The sequence below is a fragment of the Longimonas halophila genome (genome assembly GCF_002554705.1).
Lineage (GTDB): Bacteria > Bacteroidota > Rhodothermia > Rhodothermales > Salinibacteraceae > Longimonas > Longimonas halophila.
This window is the reverse complement of the sequence record NZ_PDEP01000004.1, coordinates 153,327-169,751: the sequence shown is the minus strand read 5'-3', so window position 1 is coordinate 169,751 and position 16,425 is coordinate 153,327. Positions and strand designations below refer to the sequence as shown.

The following is a 16,425-nucleotide window of genomic DNA, read 5'->3' as shown; positions in this document are numbered from 1 at the left end:
CCGAGCATATGTCAATGTATACAATTGATGAACCGAATGCCAAACGCTGGTAGTCGGCTCCGCACGTCGCCTCGTTCTTTCTGTAGCGTCCATTGGTGTATTACGACACACCGCCACCGCCTCCCCCCGCACCACCTACCGCTCCCGCACCGGCCGATACGCTACCGACTGTTGCGGCTCCGCCAGCAGACGATGTTGAGGTGCTGCTCATCATGATGATGTAGATCGGCAGGAAGCTCGTGAGAACCTCCTCGGTTTCCCCTTTGCCGACGCGGTCCTCGATCCACGGAGGCAGCGTTACCGCATCGGGATGCGTCTCCAGCGCCTCGTTAATGGCCTTTACGTACGCGCTGTCGACCTCGGTGTCGAGTGCAAGCCACGGCAGCATCTCCACAAATCGGTCGGCGGCCGCCACCGGATCCTGATCAAGTTCGGATTCGATGGCGGTGCGCTCTCGGTCCAGAAACGCCTGCACCTCGGCGCGTTGTCGGGCGCCCTCGTCGCTGAATGTGCGGTACTGCACAGCAACAAGGAGCCCCGCAAGGCCCGCCCCAAATCCGAGTCCGGCCCCCACAACAGCAACCCAGCCCGACAGTCCGATTAGCGCGGCCACGCCTCCGCCCAAGAGCATCAGCCCACCCAGCCCGCTCCCCCAAGAGCGGACCGGATGCTCCACCATCCAGCCCCGCTCGACCAGCGCATCGCGGAGTTGAGTAACCTGCTCATTCCGAAACGACGCCGTCTTCTGAAAGAAGTCCGAGAGCGTATCGTGGGGACGCAGCGCTTCAATGAGCGCCTCTTCGCGATTGGAGAGCGTATGCGACTGCGCATGCACCTTCACCTCAATCTCCTCGCTGGTCGTATCGGTCCATGAGCTTTCCTTCGGCACGCGCCGCAGCGTAAGGTGACCACGCTCCGCCAGGTCGAAAATCATTGCGCTGAAGAGACGCTGCCATCCCGCCCAGTCAGCACGCAGGAGCAGGTAGCCTGCTTCTGCAAGCGGCATGTTGGGTTCACGCGGACGTCGAACAGGCGGCATGGGCATGTGGCCAAGCCACCATGTGGCCGTGCCCCCGCCGAGTAGCCCAAGCAGTCCCAGCCCCACCACGGTAAATACCTTGGGCCACTCCGGATCGCTCGACGTCCGTTCCGGCGCATCGATCACACGCGGCAGGTGGATGCGGAGGCGATAGCCTTCGTTCGGGGCAAGGTTGTCGTACGCAAACGTGGCCTGCCATCCGGTGGCGGTGGAGTCGAGTGTGGCGTCGGTAGCAGGCTCCACCTGTATAGAGTCGCGCGGCACGTCGGGAAAAGGAAGCTGCACGGTCGCCTGCATGGCGCGGATGGGCACGTTCCACGCGTCCCCCACGGCCTGCCAGTCGATCACGGTACGCCCGTCTTCGGTGTACGGCGCGCCCTCCACCACGTAGGTCAGCGTAAACGTGGTGGAGGTGTCGCGCTCGGGGTACTGCCACTGAATAACCCGCTCGCCGCTCCGTGTGCGGGTGGATACGTCGGTGACCTCCACCTGAGAACTGGTGACCTGCACATCGCGCAGCGCATCCATCTGCTCGGTGGGGATGCGCCGCTCACCCTGGGTAAACGTGCCCTCGCGCAGATCGAACGTGATGTCTTCAGTGACAGCGTACGTGCCGCTGGTATCCACGGAAAGATCCACCTCATAGCGGGCGATGTCCCACTCCTGCGACTGCGCCAGCGCGGGGGCTGCTGTCGTTGTTAGCAGCACAAGTGTGAGCGTCAAACAGCGAAGCAGGCAGCGCATCTGTACAGAAAGCATAGGTTGGAGCACGATGGCATCAGGAGTGGCTGGATTTCACACACGATCAAGCACGCCAAAAGGTTACGACAACCCGCAGTAGAAATTATTCCCCGTGTAACACCGCCCATCATTCATACACACAAATCACGCGTGTGCGTTCTCTACGACAGGTGTGTCTATGTGTCGTCCGGTGGTTCCTTCAAGCTGGGTTGTGTTGTTGGTAAGCGTGGGGTTCGCGCTGGGCCTCGCCGGATGCGGGTCCAGCCAGCCTACGCCCGATCTGCCCAGCCTGTACAACCAGTCGGCGCAGTACCACGGTCCAGAGCGCAACCCGGTGATTGTCATTCCGGGCCTGCTCGGCTCGGAGCTCGTGCAAGAGGAGACCGAGCGCGTCGTGTGGGGCGCATTCCGGGGCGATGCGGCCAATCCGAACGACGACGAGGGCGCCCGCCTCATCAGCCTCCCGATGGAGAGGGGCGCGCCACTCCGCAATCTGCACGACGATGTGCGCTCGAACGGCGCGCTGCGCGAGTTTCGGCTGCGCGTGCTGGGACTGCCCATCAACCTGCAAGCGTACCAGAGCATCATGCAGACGCTCGGCGTGGGCGGCTACCGCGACGACTCGGGCAGCCTGGGCGCGATCGACTACGGCGATGAGCACTTCACCTGCTTCCAGTTCGACTACGACTGGCGCCGCGATAACGTCGAGAATGCGCAGCGCCTGCACGAATTCATTCAGGAGAAAACGGCGTATCTGCAAGAGGAGTACGCAACGCGCTACGGCATCGAGGACGCCGACATCCAGTTCGATATTGTAGCGCACTCGATGGGCGGACTGCTCACGCGCTACTACCTGCGCTATGGCAACGCGGACCTGCCCGAAGACGGCTCCGCGCCCGAGGTCACCTGGGCCGGGGCCCAGCACGTCTCCCGCGCGGTGCTCGTGGGCACGCCCAACGCCGGCTCCGCCAAGGCGCTGCGCCAGATGGTGGAGGGCAAGCAGACTTCACGCATCACCCCGGACTATGCATCTGCAATCCTGGGCACCATGCCCGCTGGGTATCAACTCCTTCCGCGGGGACGGCATGGTGCTTTGGTGGATGCGGAGGATCCGAGCATGGTGATTGACTCGCTGTTTGCCCCGGACTTCTGGCAGCGGATGGAGTGGGGCCTGGCGGATCCCGAGCAGGACGAGGTCCTCCAACAGCTTCTGCCAGACGTCGAAGACGCCCACGAGCGGCGCCGCATTGCCCTCGACCACCAGCGCAAGAGCCTGGTGCGTGCTCAGCAATTCACCGAAGCGCTCGATGTCCCCGCCACACCGCCACCCACCACCGAAATTGCCCTCATTGCAGGCGATGCGGAACCCACGCTATCCCGCCTGGCCGTGGACCGCACCACCGGCGAACTGGACGAGGTCGGCGAAGCCCCCGGCGATGGCACGGTGCTGCGCTCCAGTGCACTCATGGATGAGCGGGTGAACGGGACCTGGCAGCCTACGCTCGGCTCCCCAATACAGTGGTCGCAGGTCACCTTTCTGTTTGCCGACCACATCGCCATGACGCGCGATCCGGCGTTCACCGACAACCTGCTCTACTACCTGCTGGAAGCGCCGCGCCGCCCCGCCTCTTAGTGGAAACGCTCGCCTCACGCTCTGCTCGCCCCCACGCTCTGCCAATGCTGTTCGAGTTCTGGTTCATGCTGCCTGTGGCTATCCTCATCGCCACCATTGCGATGGGCTCCGGCGTCGAAGGCGCTACCTTCTTTTCCCCCTTCTTTATGATCGTGCTGGGACTGGATCCGACCACCGCCATCGGCGTCGGGCTCATCACCGAGGTGTTCGGGTTTGGCAGCGGACTCTACGCCTATTACAATCGCGGTGCAATCGACTACCGGATGGGCGGTGAGCTGCTCATGATTACTGTGCCTGCCGCCCTCTTTGGCGTGTGGGTGGCCCACTTTGTGCCCGCCGACATCCTGAAGGCGATCCTGGGCATGGGCCTCGTCATTGTAGCGATAAGCTTTCTGCGCACGCCCGACGACGACCTGGAGCAGCAGTTGGATGCACGAGCGCAGCAACCCAAGGAGCGCGCCGAGCGCTGCCTCGTGACCACCGACGGCACGCAGCACTGCTACACCGTCTTTAATCGTTCCGAGGGACTGCTGACGGGTGGCATTGGGGGCACGTTTATTGGGATGCTCTCGACCGGACTTGGCGAACTGAACGGCTATCTGCTCCTGCAGCGCTGTCGGATTCCCAGCACCGTAGCCATTGCCACAAGCGTGTTCGTGGTGGCCGTTACCGCCCTCGCCGCTTCGGTCACCCACGCCGTGCAGCTGGCCACCGCCGATGCCGAGGCGTTCAACCAGGTCCTGCGCATCCTGCTGTTTACCGTGCCCGGCGTGCTGGTGGGCGGACAGCTCGGTCCCGCGGTGGCGACGCGCATCCCCGACGAAACGCTGGAGCGCAGCATGGGCGTGCTCTTCCTGCTCGTGGCCGCCATCGTCATCGCGGATGCAGCGTTGATGTAGCAAGGCAGATGCCGAGCCCCTGTGCGCCCGCAGCTCTCCCATCTATCGCAGCGCAGTGGATTCGGTCCCCTCCGCAGGCCACGACCAGGCAAACTCCAGGCGCGTGGTGCCGGGCGTTAGGATGCGGAGCTGCAGCCCGTTAGCATCAGCCAGTATGTCGCGGTCGTCGACCACACGATCAAAGACCAGGATGGTGCGTCGATAGAGTACGGGGTCGCCGTTGGACAGTATCGCATCGCGGAGGGGCAGGTGGTGTACCTCTTTGGGACGATAGCGCTCGCCGGGGCGATCCATCGGCTGAAGCTGCGCATTCGACCGCAGCAGGGCCGGGGGCAGCGTCTGTCCAGACCGGCTGAACCAGTAAAGGTCGATCTGTACCGTTGTGCGATAGGTCTCGCGCTCCTCGGCAATCTGCTCGCGTGCCACCTCTTTGGTGAGCGTGGAAATGCCTTCGCGCGCCTCCAACGAAGCCAGCGATAGCTCCTGACTCCAGAGTGTTGCGTACGTGAGAGGGCGCGTCGGGGTGCGTCCTGTTGAGACTACGTTGAACGTGCTCGACCATAACCGGTGCAGGTGCTGGTAGTTATGCTCCATCTCAAACGCGAACCGGTCGTCGCGCTCCACAATCGTGAGCAGGCGCACTGAGTCGGGATGAGCCTCGGCCTCCCGCTCGCGCGGCAGAAACTGGTCGGCAATCGATTCGGGCGATACCCTATGCAACGTTCCCGTACTCTGGCACCCGCCTGCCACAACACCCGCCGTAATCAGCGCAATAGCAATCATGAACAAGGCCCGTCTGCGCGAGGCGCCCAAACAGCGTTCGGTAGAGCGAGACCGTGAATCTACAAGAGGATCCATAATCATCGGGGATGCCAGAACGAAGGCACAGCGGAAGTAGAAGCACCGCAGGCAGAAGCGCACGGGCCAAACGTAGTATGAGCGGCAAATGTAACGGCAACAAGGCTGCAGTGTGACACCATGCAGTGCATCTCTCCTCACAGTTATTACGCACAGCAGCGCAAAGAGATCGCTTTTCTGATGCGGAAGATGTCGGTCGTTCCGTTCAGCCCATGCCCACTGTTTGGGGGAGGAGAAGCCTAGCGCTCTGTCAGACAGTTGGGATGCATCTGCACCCAGACGTAACGCATTTTCCCGTACAGACCGACTGAACCGCATCTGTGAGGAAGCGTACGGAACGGTTGCATTGTGCTGTTGCCTGTTGCCCATCAACCTGTTCGTCTTATGGAGCCGATTCAAGACATTAACATTCTGGATACCGAGCTGCGCCGCGAGCGTGCTCAGGAGAACGACGCCATCAACACCGACGACCTGGATCGCCCCAAGATGGCCGGGCACGAGACCACCGGCGCGCGGCAGGTCTACATCGAAACGTATGGCTGCCAGATGAACGTGTCGGATTCGGAGATTGTGGCGTCCGTCCTCGAAAATGGTGGCTACGGGTTAACCCATGACGTTGAGGAGGCCGATGTGGCGCTCATCAACACATGTGCGATCCGCGAAAATGCCGAGCAGAAGGTGCGCCGCCGCCTCGATATGCTGCGCGCCAAAAAGCGCAAGCGCGACCGTCCGATGATGATTGGCGTGCTCGGATGCATGGCCGAACGCCTGCGCGAGAAGCTCCTGGAGCAGGAGAAGCGCGTCGACCTGGTGGTGGGGCCGGATGCGTATCGGGATCTGCCGCGCCTGCTGCATGAGGCGGATACGAGCGGACAAGCCGCGGTGAATGTGCAGCTCTCGAAAGAAGAGACGTACGCCGACCTCTCGCCGGTGCGATACGATTCGAACGGTATCTCGGCCTTCGTCTCCATTATGCGCGGCTGCGACAACATGTGTGCCTTCTGCGTAGTGCCGTTTACGCGCGGACGCGAGCGCAGCCGCCCCGTATCCACTATTCTGCGCGAGTGCCAGGAGCTGGTCGACCAGGGCTACAAGGAGGTGACGGTGCTCGGCCAGAACGTAAACTCTTATCACTACACCGACGACGACGGCACCGATGTGTCGTTTGCCGAACTGCTCGACCGCATCAGTCAGGTATCGCCCGAACTGCGCATCCGCTACTCGACGAGTCACCCGAAGGACTGCTCCGACGAGCTGCTGAAGGTGCACGCCAAGCGGCACAACGTGTGCAATTACATCCACTTGCCGGTGCAGCACGGCAACACCGAGGTGCTCGACCGCATGCGCCGCACCTACTCGCGTGAGCAGTACCTGGACTTGGTGGACCGTGCCAAGGCGTTGTGCCCGGGCATCTCGCTGTCGACGGATATCATTGCCGGGTTCTGCGGCGAAACGGAGGCGCAGCACCAGGACACGCTCTCCCTCATGCGCGAGGTCGAATACGACCACGCCTACATGTTCAAATACAGCGAGCGTCCGGATACGTACGCGGCCCGCAAGCTTGAGGATGACGTGCCCGAGGACGTGAAGCAGCGCCGTCTGGAGGAGATCATTACGCTACAGCGGAGCATCTCGGAGGTGCGCAACGCCAACGAGATTGGGCGCCAGCATACCGTCCTCGTGGAGGGCCCGAGTAAGAAGAGCGATGCCCAGCTCTGCGGACGCACCGACACGAACAAGATGGTGGTGTTCGACCGCGAGGACTACGAGAAGGGCGACTACGTGAACGTGCGCATCGTCGACGCCACCTCGGCTACGCTCATGGGAGAAGCCCTGGGCCGCACCACGCTGCAGGAAGAGGCGGAGCGGCTTGTGGTGGGGTAAAATCGCGGGGAGCGGGTCGAGTAGCCCAAAAGTAGATCTGACAGGTCTCGAAGACCTGTCAGATCGTTGTCTCGGACACCGAAAGCGCGTTACTAAATCGTGCCTGGCTCGACTTGACACTGACACGGCGGGAGCCCTATCATAGATTATACATACACGTCGAGGCTGTGCTGTCGTGGCACGGCGGTCGCGTGGGGCGAAGCTTGCTCCCCTCACGCGATGTCTCGGGGGAAGTCCGGTGGAACTCCGGCGCTGTCGCGCAACGGTGAAAGTCCGAATGCCCGCTTGACGCACGCTCAACGACGCCCGACGCTGCCTGCTCGGTCGTCGCACCCACGCGTCCTGGGATGCATGATCCGCACGCACGTTGCGGCAACGGCTCCGCTATACCGATTGCGATGATCGGAGGCACGTTTGCCTGCTGCGTTTCGCGTATCTGATGCCTTGTGCGCCCGTAGGGGGTTCAAGGTTTTTCTTATTTGCGGATATGCTGCTTATGTCTGATGCTCCAGCCTCCTCTCCGTCTCCCCCAATCGCCGCGGAAACCCGCATGGTGCGGGCCGTCTTTCCAGGCGACACCAATCACTACCACACCCTCTTCGGCGGCTCGGCCATGGCGTGGATGGATCAGGCCGCGTTCATCTGCGCTACGCGCTGGTGCCGCACCAAAGTGGTGACCGTCCACACCGGCGAGATCGACTTCCAGCAGCCCGTCCCCGAGGGCACCATTGTGGAGCTGGTGGCGCGCGTGGTGCAGACCGGCACGTCCTCGATGCAGGTGCGCACGGAGATGTTCATCGAGCCGATGGATCAGTACGAGCGTATTCTCGCATGCACGGGTACGTTTACGCTGGTTGCGCTCGGGGCAGACGACGCGCCCGCGCAGGTCCCGGCTCTTCGCGCATCCGATTCTCCGGAGGGGCATGCTGTTGCAGACGAGCCGCCTACAACAGGCGCACGCCGGTAGAAGCTTAACTCGCAGCTTTCGTAGACCCTGGGGTTCAACATTGCCTGCCCCTGCTCGTTGGGGGAGGCGTGTATTCTTGCTTATCAACCCCTACGTCTATGCTGATTTACGAAGTGAACCTTACGGTTGATGCGGAGATTTCGACCGAGTACAGCGCCTGGCTGCGCGAGCATGTGCGCGAGCTGCTTGAACTCGATGGCTTCGAGGGCGCGGCCTGGTACACGCGCACCGAAACGGGCGATGCCATCCCCGACGACGAAGCGCCCGACGGGCCCCGCCACTGGACGCTCCAGTACTACGTCCGCGATGAGGAGGCGCTGCAAACCTACCTCGACGAGCACGCCGATCGTTTTCGCCAGGACGGTGTGGATCGCTTCGAGGGGCGCTTTAGCGCCGACCGCCGCATCTTGCAGCGCGCCCGCACCTTCAGCGCGCCCACGGCTACGTCGTGATGGAATGGGCGTCTCTTCTGGATCCTGAATCAAGTTCAGGATGACCGGTGAATGTAGTGGTTCAATGCTAAGAAGCTGTTTGGTAAACCATAATGAGGATGTTGTAAGCGTCGCTCATTAGATCGAACCCCCTCTCCCTTTATTCCGCTACGCTCCATCAGTCGCCCTATGGGCTCCTGTGGGTTTCTCCCCCTTTCCCAAGGGGGAGATGTCAGTAGACAGAGGGGGTTGCAGAACAAAAAGCACTTACCAAACAGTCGCTAAGTGGTGAAAGCGTGCCGGTGCGGAATGTAATACCAAACCTGCAGGAGTCCTTTCAAAGACGAAGCGGTACTGGGCGTGCAGGAGATCTTTCGACTTCGTATCTGCCTGGGGCAGATACTACGCTCAAGATGACATCCTGACGGATGGATACCATGGTGAGAGCGGTCGAGCCATCTCCTGCTCGGTTGGCCGTCACCTGCCGGCGTGTGAGGGGTAGTACATCGGCGCCTGTGGCGAATTGGAAGGGCTGGCGTGATGCCGTCACGGGAACGCCCCGAACGATGCCCGAAGCACGCTGCCCTAAAGATGCGAGGATCTGCCGAATTCGGCACGACGCGTGGCGTTCCCCCTGAACACCGAACGGCGCATGCGCTTTTATACACGATCTGTTCTCTGGCAGGGCGCCGCCTGCGCGTCCTGCTTTTCTGGTTAGCCCAACTGTATCATGCCTACCTCCCTTCGCGACATCGCCATTGTGGCACACGTTGACCACGGCAAAACGACCCTGGTCGATGCCATGCTCTGGCAAAGCGGTACCTTCCGCGACAATGAAGACGTGCAAGAGCGCGTCATGGATTCGATGGACCTGGAGCGTGAGCGGGGCATCACCATTATGGCCAAGAATATGGCCGTGCAGTACGACGACACGAAGATCAATATTGTGGATACGCCGGGCCACGCCGATTTTGGTGGCGAGGTGGAGCGTACCCTGCGTATGGTGGATGGCATTATGCTGCTGGTGGATGCAGCGGAAGGTCCGCTCCCCCAAACCCGCTTTGTGCTCCAAAAGGCACTGGAGCTGGAGCTGCCTGCCATTGTCGTGCTCAACAAGATCGACCGCGACGATGCGCGTCCAGAAGAGACGCTCGACGAGATCTACGACCTGTTCATCGACCTCGGTGCCGACGGCGATCAGATTGAGTTTCCGGTGCTCTACACCATCGCCACCGAGGGGCAGTGCGCAACTGAGCTTGGCGGCGAACTGACGGACTTGCAGCCGCTCTTCGATACAATTCTCGACACAGTGCCGCCGCCGAGTGGCGACGCGGAGGGTACGTTGCAGATGCTCGTGACCAGTGTGAAGCGCGACAATTACCTGGGTCCGGTGGCCATTGGCCGCGTGGAGCAGGGCACGCTGCAAAACCGCCAGCGCGTGTCGATGTGCCACCGCGACGGCTCCATCGAAACCGCCGAAATCACCGCCCTCTTTGCGTTTGAAGGGCTGGATCGCGTCGAGATTGACGAGGCCGGCCCCGGCGATATTGTGGCGGTGGCAGGCGTGGAAGGCATCGGGCTGGGCGAGAGCCTCTCCGATGCCGAAGACCCCGATCCGCTGGAGCCGGTCGACGTGGACGAACCGACCCTGTCGATGGAGTTTCGCGCCAACAACGGTCCGTTCAGCGGACGCGAAGGCGACTACGTGACCTCGCGTCAGCTGCGCGAGCGTCTGATCGACGAGTCCCGCAACAACCTGGCGATCCGCGTGGAGCGCGACGAGGCTGCCAACTGCATGCTCGTGTACGGACGCGGTGAACTGCAGATGTCGATTCTCATTGAGCAGATGCGCCGCGAGGGCTACGAGTTTACGGTGGGGATGCCGCGCGTTATCACCAAGACGATTGACGGCACGCGCCACGAGCCGTACGAGCTGGCCGAGATCGACATTCCTGAGGAGCACATGGGCGTGGTCGTGGAGCGCATGGGTACGCGCAAAGGCGTCATGCAGAACGTGACCCACCACCAGAGCGGGCGCGTGCGCCTGACCTTTGAGGTGCCCAGTCGCGGACTCATCGGCTATCGCTCGCAGTTCCTTACGGATACGAAAGGCACGGGCCTCCTGACTCATCGCTTTGAGGCGTTTAAGCCGTGGGCGGGTGACATTCCGCACCGCACTACCGGCGCGCTCGTGGCCGACCGCCGTGGCAAAGCCACCGGCTATGCGTTGCTCAACCTGCAAGATCGCGGCACCTTCTTCGTGGGTCCAGGCGATGCGGTCTACGAGGGCATGATCGTGGGCGAGAACAACCGTACGCAAGACCTGGACGTGAACATCACCAAAGAGAAGAAGCTCACGAACATGCGCGCGGCAGCAGGCGAAGAGCTGGAGCGCCTGCCTCCGCCGCGCGACCTGTCGCTCGAAGAGTCGATCGAGTTTCTGCGCGCCGACGAACTGATTGAGGTCACGCCCGAGGCCATCCGCCTGCGCAAGCGCTACCTGGATCCGAACCAGCGCAAGAAGGCCAACCAGCATGCCTACGCGGAGTAGCGCGCCCTAACACGGGTAGATCTACGATCCCAACTCGCATGCTTCGTTGGGGATGGAGGGATGGACGTGTGAAGGGGCGGATGAAAGAAAACATTCATCCTTCCACCCGTTCCTTCATCCCCACACGAGGCCGAAGGCCGACTGACGACGTACATCCGGTGCGCTGTAGAGAAGCGCTGCAACCGGATTTGGTATTACTGCCCCGCCTTGCTCTGGTCTTCTGGAGCAAGGCGGTTGCGTTTGTACGGCGCTTCAGCGCATATCCTCATCGGGGGAGCGCGTTTCTACGACCTCTTCCAGTGCGTCGGTGCTGATGCCGAGTTTCACCTCCATCTCTTCGAGCGTGATGCCTTTCGTTTCCGGCATAATGGCCCACACGAAGAGCAGTTGCAGCACCATCATGCCCGCAAAGAAGAGAAAGATCTGCGCGCCGCTGAAGCTGCTAAGCACCATTGGCGTAATGAGCGTGATAAGGGCTGCAAACACCCAGTGCGTACCCGACCCCAGCGACATCCCGTAATCGCGTACGGCGTTGGGAAAGATCTCGGAGATGAACACCCAGATCACCGCACCTTGTCCCACCGCGTGGGCGGCAATGAAGGCGGATATGAAGGCCACGACCACCGCGCCATCGGCCCCGGTGGCAAAGGCCCACGACACGCCCAGCAGCGAGGCGATGTATCCGAACGAGCCGATATACATCAGCGTCTTTCGCCCAATGCGGTCAATCAGGTACATGCCGAGCAGCGTGAACAGCAGGTTCATAACCCCGATAGGAACCGACGCGCCCAGCACATCGCCTGCGGCAATGCCCGCCTGCTCAAAGATGCGCGGCGCGTAGTAGAGCACAAAGTTGATGCCCGACCACTGGTTGAAGAACGCCACCAGAAACGCCAGCAGAATGGGGAAGCGGAAGCGCTTCGAAAAAAACTTCGAAAACGGCACCTCTTTCGTCACCGATGTTTTGATGACCTGAAGCAGCTTCTCGACATTGGCGCCCGGGTTAAACGTCTGCAACACCTCGCGAGCAGCCGACTCGTCGCGCTTGCGCAGCGCCAGCCAGCGCGGGCTTTCAGGGATGCCGATCACAAAGAAGCAGTACACCGCTGCGGGAATGGCCTCTACCCCGAGCATCCACCGCCAGGCTTCTGTATCCACGGCACTCCCAATAAAGTAGTTGGAGAAGTAGGCAATCAGAATGCCAAACACGATGTTAAACTGATACAACGCCACGCGCTTTCCTCGATTCTGAGCCGGGGTGATCTCCGAGAGATAGATCGGCACCGCCACCGAGGACGCCCCCACGCCGAGTCCGCCAATAAACCGGGCTGATGAGAACAGATACGGGTTGGGAGCCAGGGCCGAGCCCAGCGCCGAAAGTAGGTATAGCACCCCGATCCAGAACAGCGTTTTGCGCCGCCCAAACCGGTCGCATGGGATGCCGCCCAGCAGCGCCCCCACAACGGTGCCCCACAGCGCCATCGACATGATGAACGTGCCATGGAAGAAATCGCTCAGGCCCCACAGCTCTTGAATGGGACGATCGGCGCCCGAAATGACAATGGTGTCGAACCCGAACAAGAACCCGGCCAGCGCAGCCACAAACGTGCTGATGTACAGAGTTCGGGAAGAAGTCGAAGCGTTTGTATCCATAGCAACAAGGAGTCAGAGCAGAAAGCGCGGAGGCGGTCCGATTCGCATCATGCAGGAGCCACGTCGGTCAGGTCGAGAGTGGCAATGTCGTCGAGGGTCGTAAGGGGATACGTTGGCGTAGCACCCGACCGCGAGGCCACATACGCGCCGAGGCGGTTGGCCAAATCGAGCAGGGTCGGCCCCGTGCGCCCGGCGACGAGTCCGGTGAGGAGTGCCGCCAGAAACGCATCGCCTGCGCCCACGGTGTCGGCCACCGCAATGTCGTGGCCCGATGTGGTGTGCAGACGGCCCGCATGCCACAGGCGCGCGCCTGCGGCTCCGCGGGTCACACAGAGCGCTCGGCACGAAAACCGGTCGGCCAGGGCATGCAGGGCCGCCTCGGGATCATCGGGCAGATTGAACCACGTGCAAATCCGCTGCATCTCATCCTCGTTCATCTTCACAACATCGGCAGCGCGCAGGGTGGCCTCAATGACCGATTGATCGATGTAGGGCGGGCGCATGTTCACATCGAAGACGATGAGCGCGTCGGCCTGGGTGGCGGCCTGGATGGTCTGTCGTGAGGTGGCAGCGCGCTGCGCCAGGCTGCCCACCACGATGGCGTCGGCGTGCTTGGCGCGCTGGCGGAGCGCATCGGTGAGCGTGATGGCATCCCATGCAGCGGGCTCCACGATTTCGTAGTCGGGCTCGCCGCTGTGGCTGAGCGCTACGCGCACGAATCCGGTAGGCAGCGACGCATCGATCTGCATGAGGTCGGCCCCCAGGCCGCGGGCCTTCAGGCGGCGCAGGGCCTCGTGGCCCAGCACGTCGTCGCCCACGCGGCTGACGAACGCGGCGTGCTCGCCCAGCGCATGCAGGTGGCACGCCACGTTGAAGGGCGCCCCGCCCAGGAACAGCCCGTCGGGCAGGGCATCCCAGAGCACTTCGCCCATGCAGAGAATATCGTGCGGCATAGCAGGAGTTGTATCATGTTAATAAAACAGAGGGATGCGAATGTCTATCGTGCCCAAATGGAGTTGAGCGTCCAGGATTCCAGGCGCGTAAGCTCGGCTGTGCCGCCCTCCGCAAAGACCGAAACGCCGTCGCTCTCGGCATCGGGAAAGATGCGGTGCGTAAGCAGGCGCGCGCCATCGTTGGCGAAGACCTCGACCGAGGACCAGTCCACAAACACATGCAGCTTAACGCGTCCGTCGTCGTTGACCGCGAGCGGGGCGTCGTGGCGCTGGGCAAAGTCATCGTGGAAGCTGTCTTCGCCCGCGTTGGTGCGATCTACGTAGACGGATTCGGAAGCGGTGTCGTATCCGATGACGGTTTCCTCGTTGTTGCCCGTGCGCACGTTTAGCCCAAAGGCATCCGCATCGCCCGGCTCAAACTCGGCAACCAGTTCCAACGTGGTGCCCGCGATGCCATCGTCGGCCAGCGACACCGTTTCGTTGGCTACGGAGCGTGCATCGAGCGTGGTGTGCGTGTCGCGCAGGGTGTGGAGCTCCTCGACGGGCTGCTGCGTGAGGCGAATTTCGTCGTCTACGGTAGTCAGGTGCAGGGAGCGCGGAATGGACTGCGCACTGCGCCAGGGCGAGGTGGGCTTGTCGTTGGCATAGTCCCAGTTGCTCATCCAGCCGACCCACAGGCGGCGGCCATCGTCTTCGGGGATGTCGTTCCACGAAATGGCGGCGTAAAAGTCGGTGCCGTAATCAACCCAGTGCGTGTCGTCTTCGCTGATGCCCTCGTCGAGGGTAAACGTTTCGCCGTCGAAGTCGCCCACGAAGTACTGCGCGCCCGAGCCGCCTGCAATAGCGCCGGGATTCAGGTCGACCTGCAAGACCCAGCGCGTATCGTTGGGATCGCCATCAACGGGCAATTCGAAGAGGTCGGGGCACTCCCAGATGCCCGTTGTGGCACCCGCCGGACCAAAGTCGCTAAGATGCGTCCAGTCGGTCAGGTTGTCGGAGGCGTAGAACTGCACCTTATGTTGCTCAGGCAGCGCTACGGTCATGATCCACTGCTCGCTTTCCTCGTGCCACGACACATTTGGGTCGCGAAAGTTGGCATCGTTGTGCGTGAGGACAGGGTTGCCTGCGTACTTCTGCCACGTATCGCCACCATCGAGGCTGTAGGCAAGCGACTGCGCCTGATCGGTCTCGGCTCCGGTGTCGGGGTCCGGTTCGTCGAGCGTGTAGTGGCTGGTGTAGACCGCCACCATGGGCGCGGGGTCGCCGTCATCGGCAAAGCCCGAGGTGTTGTCGTGATCGACCAGCGCGCTGCCCGAGAAGATCATCTCGTTGCCCTCTTCAGGAATCGCCACGCCTTCGTGCTCCCAGTGCACCAGATCCTCGCTTGTAGCGTGGTACCAGCTCATGTGGCCCCACTGAATGCCTTCGGGGTTGTACTGGTGGAAGAGATGGTACGTGCCCTCGTGGTAGACCAGCCCGTTCGGATCGTTCATCCAGTTGGTGGGCGGCGTATAGTGAAACTGTGGACGATAGGGCTCGGTGAAGGTGGGCGTATCGTCGGAGGCTGAAGCATCGCTTTCGGTAGATGGCGGCGTATCATTGCATCCGACCAGCAGTACAGGGGCAAGCAGCAGCACCGCGTATCCGATATAAGAAGCAAGCGTATTCATACGAGGGCGGGCAGTTCGTGAATGAGTTACGAGGCGGCCCCGCACGATGCCCGCACAACGAGTGTGGGCTGCAGCGTGGCCAGTGTGGTGGATTGGTTGGGTTCAGCAAAGCGTTGAAACAGCGTTTCGGCGGCGCGGCGGCCCATCTCGTAGCCGGGCTGGTTGACCACCGTAGGCGGCGGGTTAAGCGCCTTGGCCCACGGCACATCGTCGTAGCCGACCAGGGCCATGTCTTGGGGGATGCGCACGTTGTGTTCGTTGAGCGCAATGAGTGCGCCCAGCATCATCAGGTTGTTACCCGCTACGAGGGCCGTAGGGGGCGGGTCGAGATTCAACAGTTGCTCGGTAAGGCGCTGACCACTTTCCTGACGCGAGTCGCCGTCGCGCACCAGTGCGTCATTGAAAGGCAGATCGTGTTCGTCGAGCGCATTGCGGTAGCCGCTCAGGCGCTCGCGGCTGGTTGAGATGCGCGGGATCCCCCCGATGTACGCAATGCGGCGGTGCCCCTGGGCAATCAGATGCTCAGTGGCCATGCGGCTGCCGCGCTCGTTATCCGACACCACCATGTCTACGCGGGTCGAAGCCAGGCGGCGATCCACGCAGACCACCGGAATGCCACTTTCCACGAGTGCTTCCACATCAGGATCGTCGTCGCGCACCGGCGGCACAATGACGCCATCGACCGATTCGGCGCGGAGCGTGTCGAGCGCCAGCTTCTGCTTGGCAGGATCCTCGTCGGAGTTGCTCAGGATGAGCGTGTAGTCGTGGCTGCGCGCCACGTCTTCTACCCCGCGCGTAACATCGGCAAAGAACGGGTTCTGGATGTCGGGAATGACCAGCCCAATCATATTGGTACGGCCTTTGTCCATGCGCAGGCGGCGCGCTACGCGACTCGGTTTGTAGTTGAGCTCGCGCGCCGCCTTGCGAATGGCTGTGAGCGTCTCGGACTTTACGCGGTCGGGATCATTGAACGCGCGCGACACGGTCGACTTTGAGACGTTGGCCCGGCGGGCTACATCTTTCAGTGTGGGCATACAGATCGGTAATCAGTGAGTGGAGCAGACGGGGAGCCGTTGGTGACGTCATTTGGTAGCGTCATACAGGGCCGTCCAACCGTACAGCCGGGCGGATTGTCCCGCACTGGCA

The 16,425-nt window shown here is 61.9% G+C and carries 12 protein-coding genes and 1 riboswitch; of the genes, 6 read left to right on the top strand and 6 right to left on the bottom strand.

Annotated features, from left to right (window positions below):
* Window positions 1-100: 100 nt before the first annotated feature.
* Window positions 101-1,762, bottom strand: coding sequence for a DUF2207 domain-containing protein (locus tag CRI93_RS05880; protein ID WP_176521727.1), 1,662 nt, complete (start codon window positions 1,760-1,762; stop codon window positions 101-103).
* A gap of 196 nt (window positions 1,763-1,958) precedes the next feature.
* Here CRI93_RS05880 and CRI93_RS05875 point away from each other — a divergent pair, with 196 nt between their 5' ends.
* Both CRI93_RS05875 and CRI93_RS05870 read left to right on the top strand, forming a co-directional pair.
* On the top strand, window positions 1,959-3,413 hold the full coding sequence (locus tag CRI93_RS05875) for an alpha/beta hydrolase (protein ID WP_098061694.1): 1,455 nt from the start codon (window positions 1,959-1,961) through the stop codon (window positions 3,411-3,413).
* 65 nt (window positions 3,414-3,478) lie between these two features.
* Window positions 3,479-4,312 (top strand): sulfite exporter TauE/SafE family protein, encoded by an 834-nt coding sequence (locus CRI93_RS05870; RefSeq protein WP_342752077.1) that lies wholly within the window; start codon window positions 3,479-3,481, stop codon window positions 4,310-4,312.
* Between the two features lie 42 nt (window positions 4,313-4,354).
* Here the strand turns inward: CRI93_RS05870 and CRI93_RS05865 are convergent, their stop codons facing one another.
* The gene (locus CRI93_RS05865) at window positions 4,355-5,095 is read right to left on the bottom strand and encodes a hypothetical protein (RefSeq protein WP_098061692.1); all 741 of its coding nucleotides are present in this window, start codon (window positions 5,093-5,095) and stop codon (window positions 4,355-4,357) included.
* 459 nt (window positions 5,096-5,554) lie between these two features.
* Between CRI93_RS05865 and miaB the strand changes: the two genes are divergently transcribed.
* The 4 genes from miaB (at window position 5,555) to typA (ending at window position 11,003) form a co-directional block, all read left to right on the top strand.
* Window positions 5,555-7,054: a tRNA (N6-isopentenyl adenosine(37)-C2)-methylthiotransferase MiaB gene (gene miaB / locus CRI93_RS05860; RefSeq protein ID WP_098061691.1), complete on the top strand. Its 1,500-nt coding sequence runs from the start codon at window positions 5,555-5,557 to the stop codon at window positions 7,052-7,054.
* 213 nt (window positions 7,055-7,267) lie between these two features.
* A riboswitch (adenosylcobalamin-variant (AdoCbl-variant) riboswitch) is annotated at window positions 7,268-7,342 on the top strand.
* A gap of 208 nt (window positions 7,343-7,550) precedes the next feature.
* On the top strand, window positions 7,551-8,021 hold the full coding sequence (locus CRI93_RS05855; RefSeq protein ID WP_176521726.1) for an acyl-CoA thioesterase: 471 nt from the start codon (window positions 7,551-7,553) through the stop codon (window positions 8,019-8,021).
* A 98-nt stretch (window positions 8,022-8,119) separates the two neighbouring features.
* Window positions 8,120-8,473, top strand: coding sequence for a DUF4286 family protein (locus CRI93_RS05850; protein WP_098061689.1), 354 nt, complete (start codon window positions 8,120-8,122; stop codon window positions 8,471-8,473).
* A 709-nt stretch (window positions 8,474-9,182) separates the two neighbouring features.
* Window positions 9,183-11,003 (top strand): translational GTPase TypA, encoded by a 1,821-nt coding sequence (gene typA, locus CRI93_RS05845; RefSeq protein ID WP_098061688.1) that lies wholly within the window; start codon window positions 9,183-9,185, stop codon window positions 11,001-11,003.
* A gap of 252 nt (window positions 11,004-11,255) precedes the next feature.
* On the opposite strand, the gene CRI93_RS05840 is transcribed toward typA, so the two are convergent.
* Genes CRI93_RS05840 through CRI93_RS05825 form a run of 4 tightly spaced genes read right to left on the bottom strand, consistent with a single transcriptional unit; the run spans window position 11,256 to window position 16,313 of the window.
* Window positions 11,256-12,656, bottom strand: coding sequence for a sugar porter family MFS transporter (locus tag CRI93_RS05840; RefSeq protein ID WP_098061687.1), 1,401 nt, complete (start codon window positions 12,654-12,656; stop codon window positions 11,256-11,258).
* A gap of 47 nt (window positions 12,657-12,703) precedes the next feature.
* Complete coding sequence (locus CRI93_RS05835) at window positions 12,704-13,609, bottom strand: carbohydrate kinase family protein (RefSeq protein ID WP_098061686.1); 906 nt, start codon at window positions 13,607-13,609, stop codon at window positions 12,704-12,706.
* 44 nt (window positions 13,610-13,653) lie between these two features.
* A complete protein-coding gene (locus tag CRI93_RS05830) occupies window positions 13,654-15,279 on the bottom strand; it encodes a glycoside hydrolase family 32 protein (protein WP_098061685.1) in 1,626 nt (541 codons plus the stop codon).
* A 26-nt stretch (window positions 15,280-15,305) separates the two neighbouring features.
* The gene (locus CRI93_RS05825; RefSeq protein WP_098061684.1) at window positions 15,306-16,313 is read right to left on the bottom strand and encodes a LacI family DNA-binding transcriptional regulator; all 1,008 of its coding nucleotides are present in this window, start codon (window positions 16,311-16,313) and stop codon (window positions 15,306-15,308) included.
* Window positions 16,314-16,425 lie beyond the last annotated feature (112 nt).

Excerpts from the sequence above, each read along its gene's own strand:
- miaB (WP_098061691.1), top strand. The coding sequence starts at position 5,555 with ATGGAGCCGATTCAAGACATTAACATTCTGGATACCGAGCTGCGCCGC.
- CRI93_RS05875 (WP_098061694.1), top strand. The coding sequence starts at position 1,959 with ATGTGTCGTCCGGTGGTTCCTTCAAGCTGGGTTGTGTTGTTGGTAAGC.
- CRI93_RS05825 (WP_098061684.1), bottom strand. The coding sequence starts at position 16,313 with ATGCCCACACTGAAAGATGTAGCCCGCCGGGCCAACGTCTCAAAGTCG.
- typA (WP_098061688.1), top strand. The coding sequence starts at position 9,183 with ATGCCTACCTCCCTTCGCGACATCGCCATTGTGGCACACGTTGACCAC.
- CRI93_RS05830 (WP_098061685.1), bottom strand. The coding sequence starts at position 15,279 with ATGAATACGCTTGCTTCTTATATCGGATACGCGGTGCTGCTGCTTGCC.
- CRI93_RS05855 (WP_176521726.1), top strand. The coding sequence starts at position 7,551 with ATGTCTGATGCTCCAGCCTCCTCTCCGTCTCCCCCAATCGCCGCGGAA.
- CRI93_RS05840 (WP_098061687.1), bottom strand. The coding sequence starts at position 12,656 with ATGGATACAAACGCTTCGACTTCTTCCCGAACTCTGTACATCAGCACG.
- CRI93_RS05870 (WP_342752077.1), top strand. The coding sequence starts at position 3,479 with ATGCTGCCTGTGGCTATCCTCATCGCCACCATTGCGATGGGCTCCGGC.
- CRI93_RS05865 (WP_098061692.1), bottom strand. The coding sequence starts at position 5,095 with ATGATTGCTATTGCGCTGATTACGGCGGGTGTTGTGGCAGGCGGGTGC.
- CRI93_RS05850 (WP_098061689.1), top strand. The coding sequence starts at position 8,120 with ATGCTGATTTACGAAGTGAACCTTACGGTTGATGCGGAGATTTCGACC.
- CRI93_RS05835 (WP_098061686.1), bottom strand. The coding sequence starts at position 13,609 with ATGCCGCACGATATTCTCTGCATGGGCGAAGTGCTCTGGGATGCCCTG.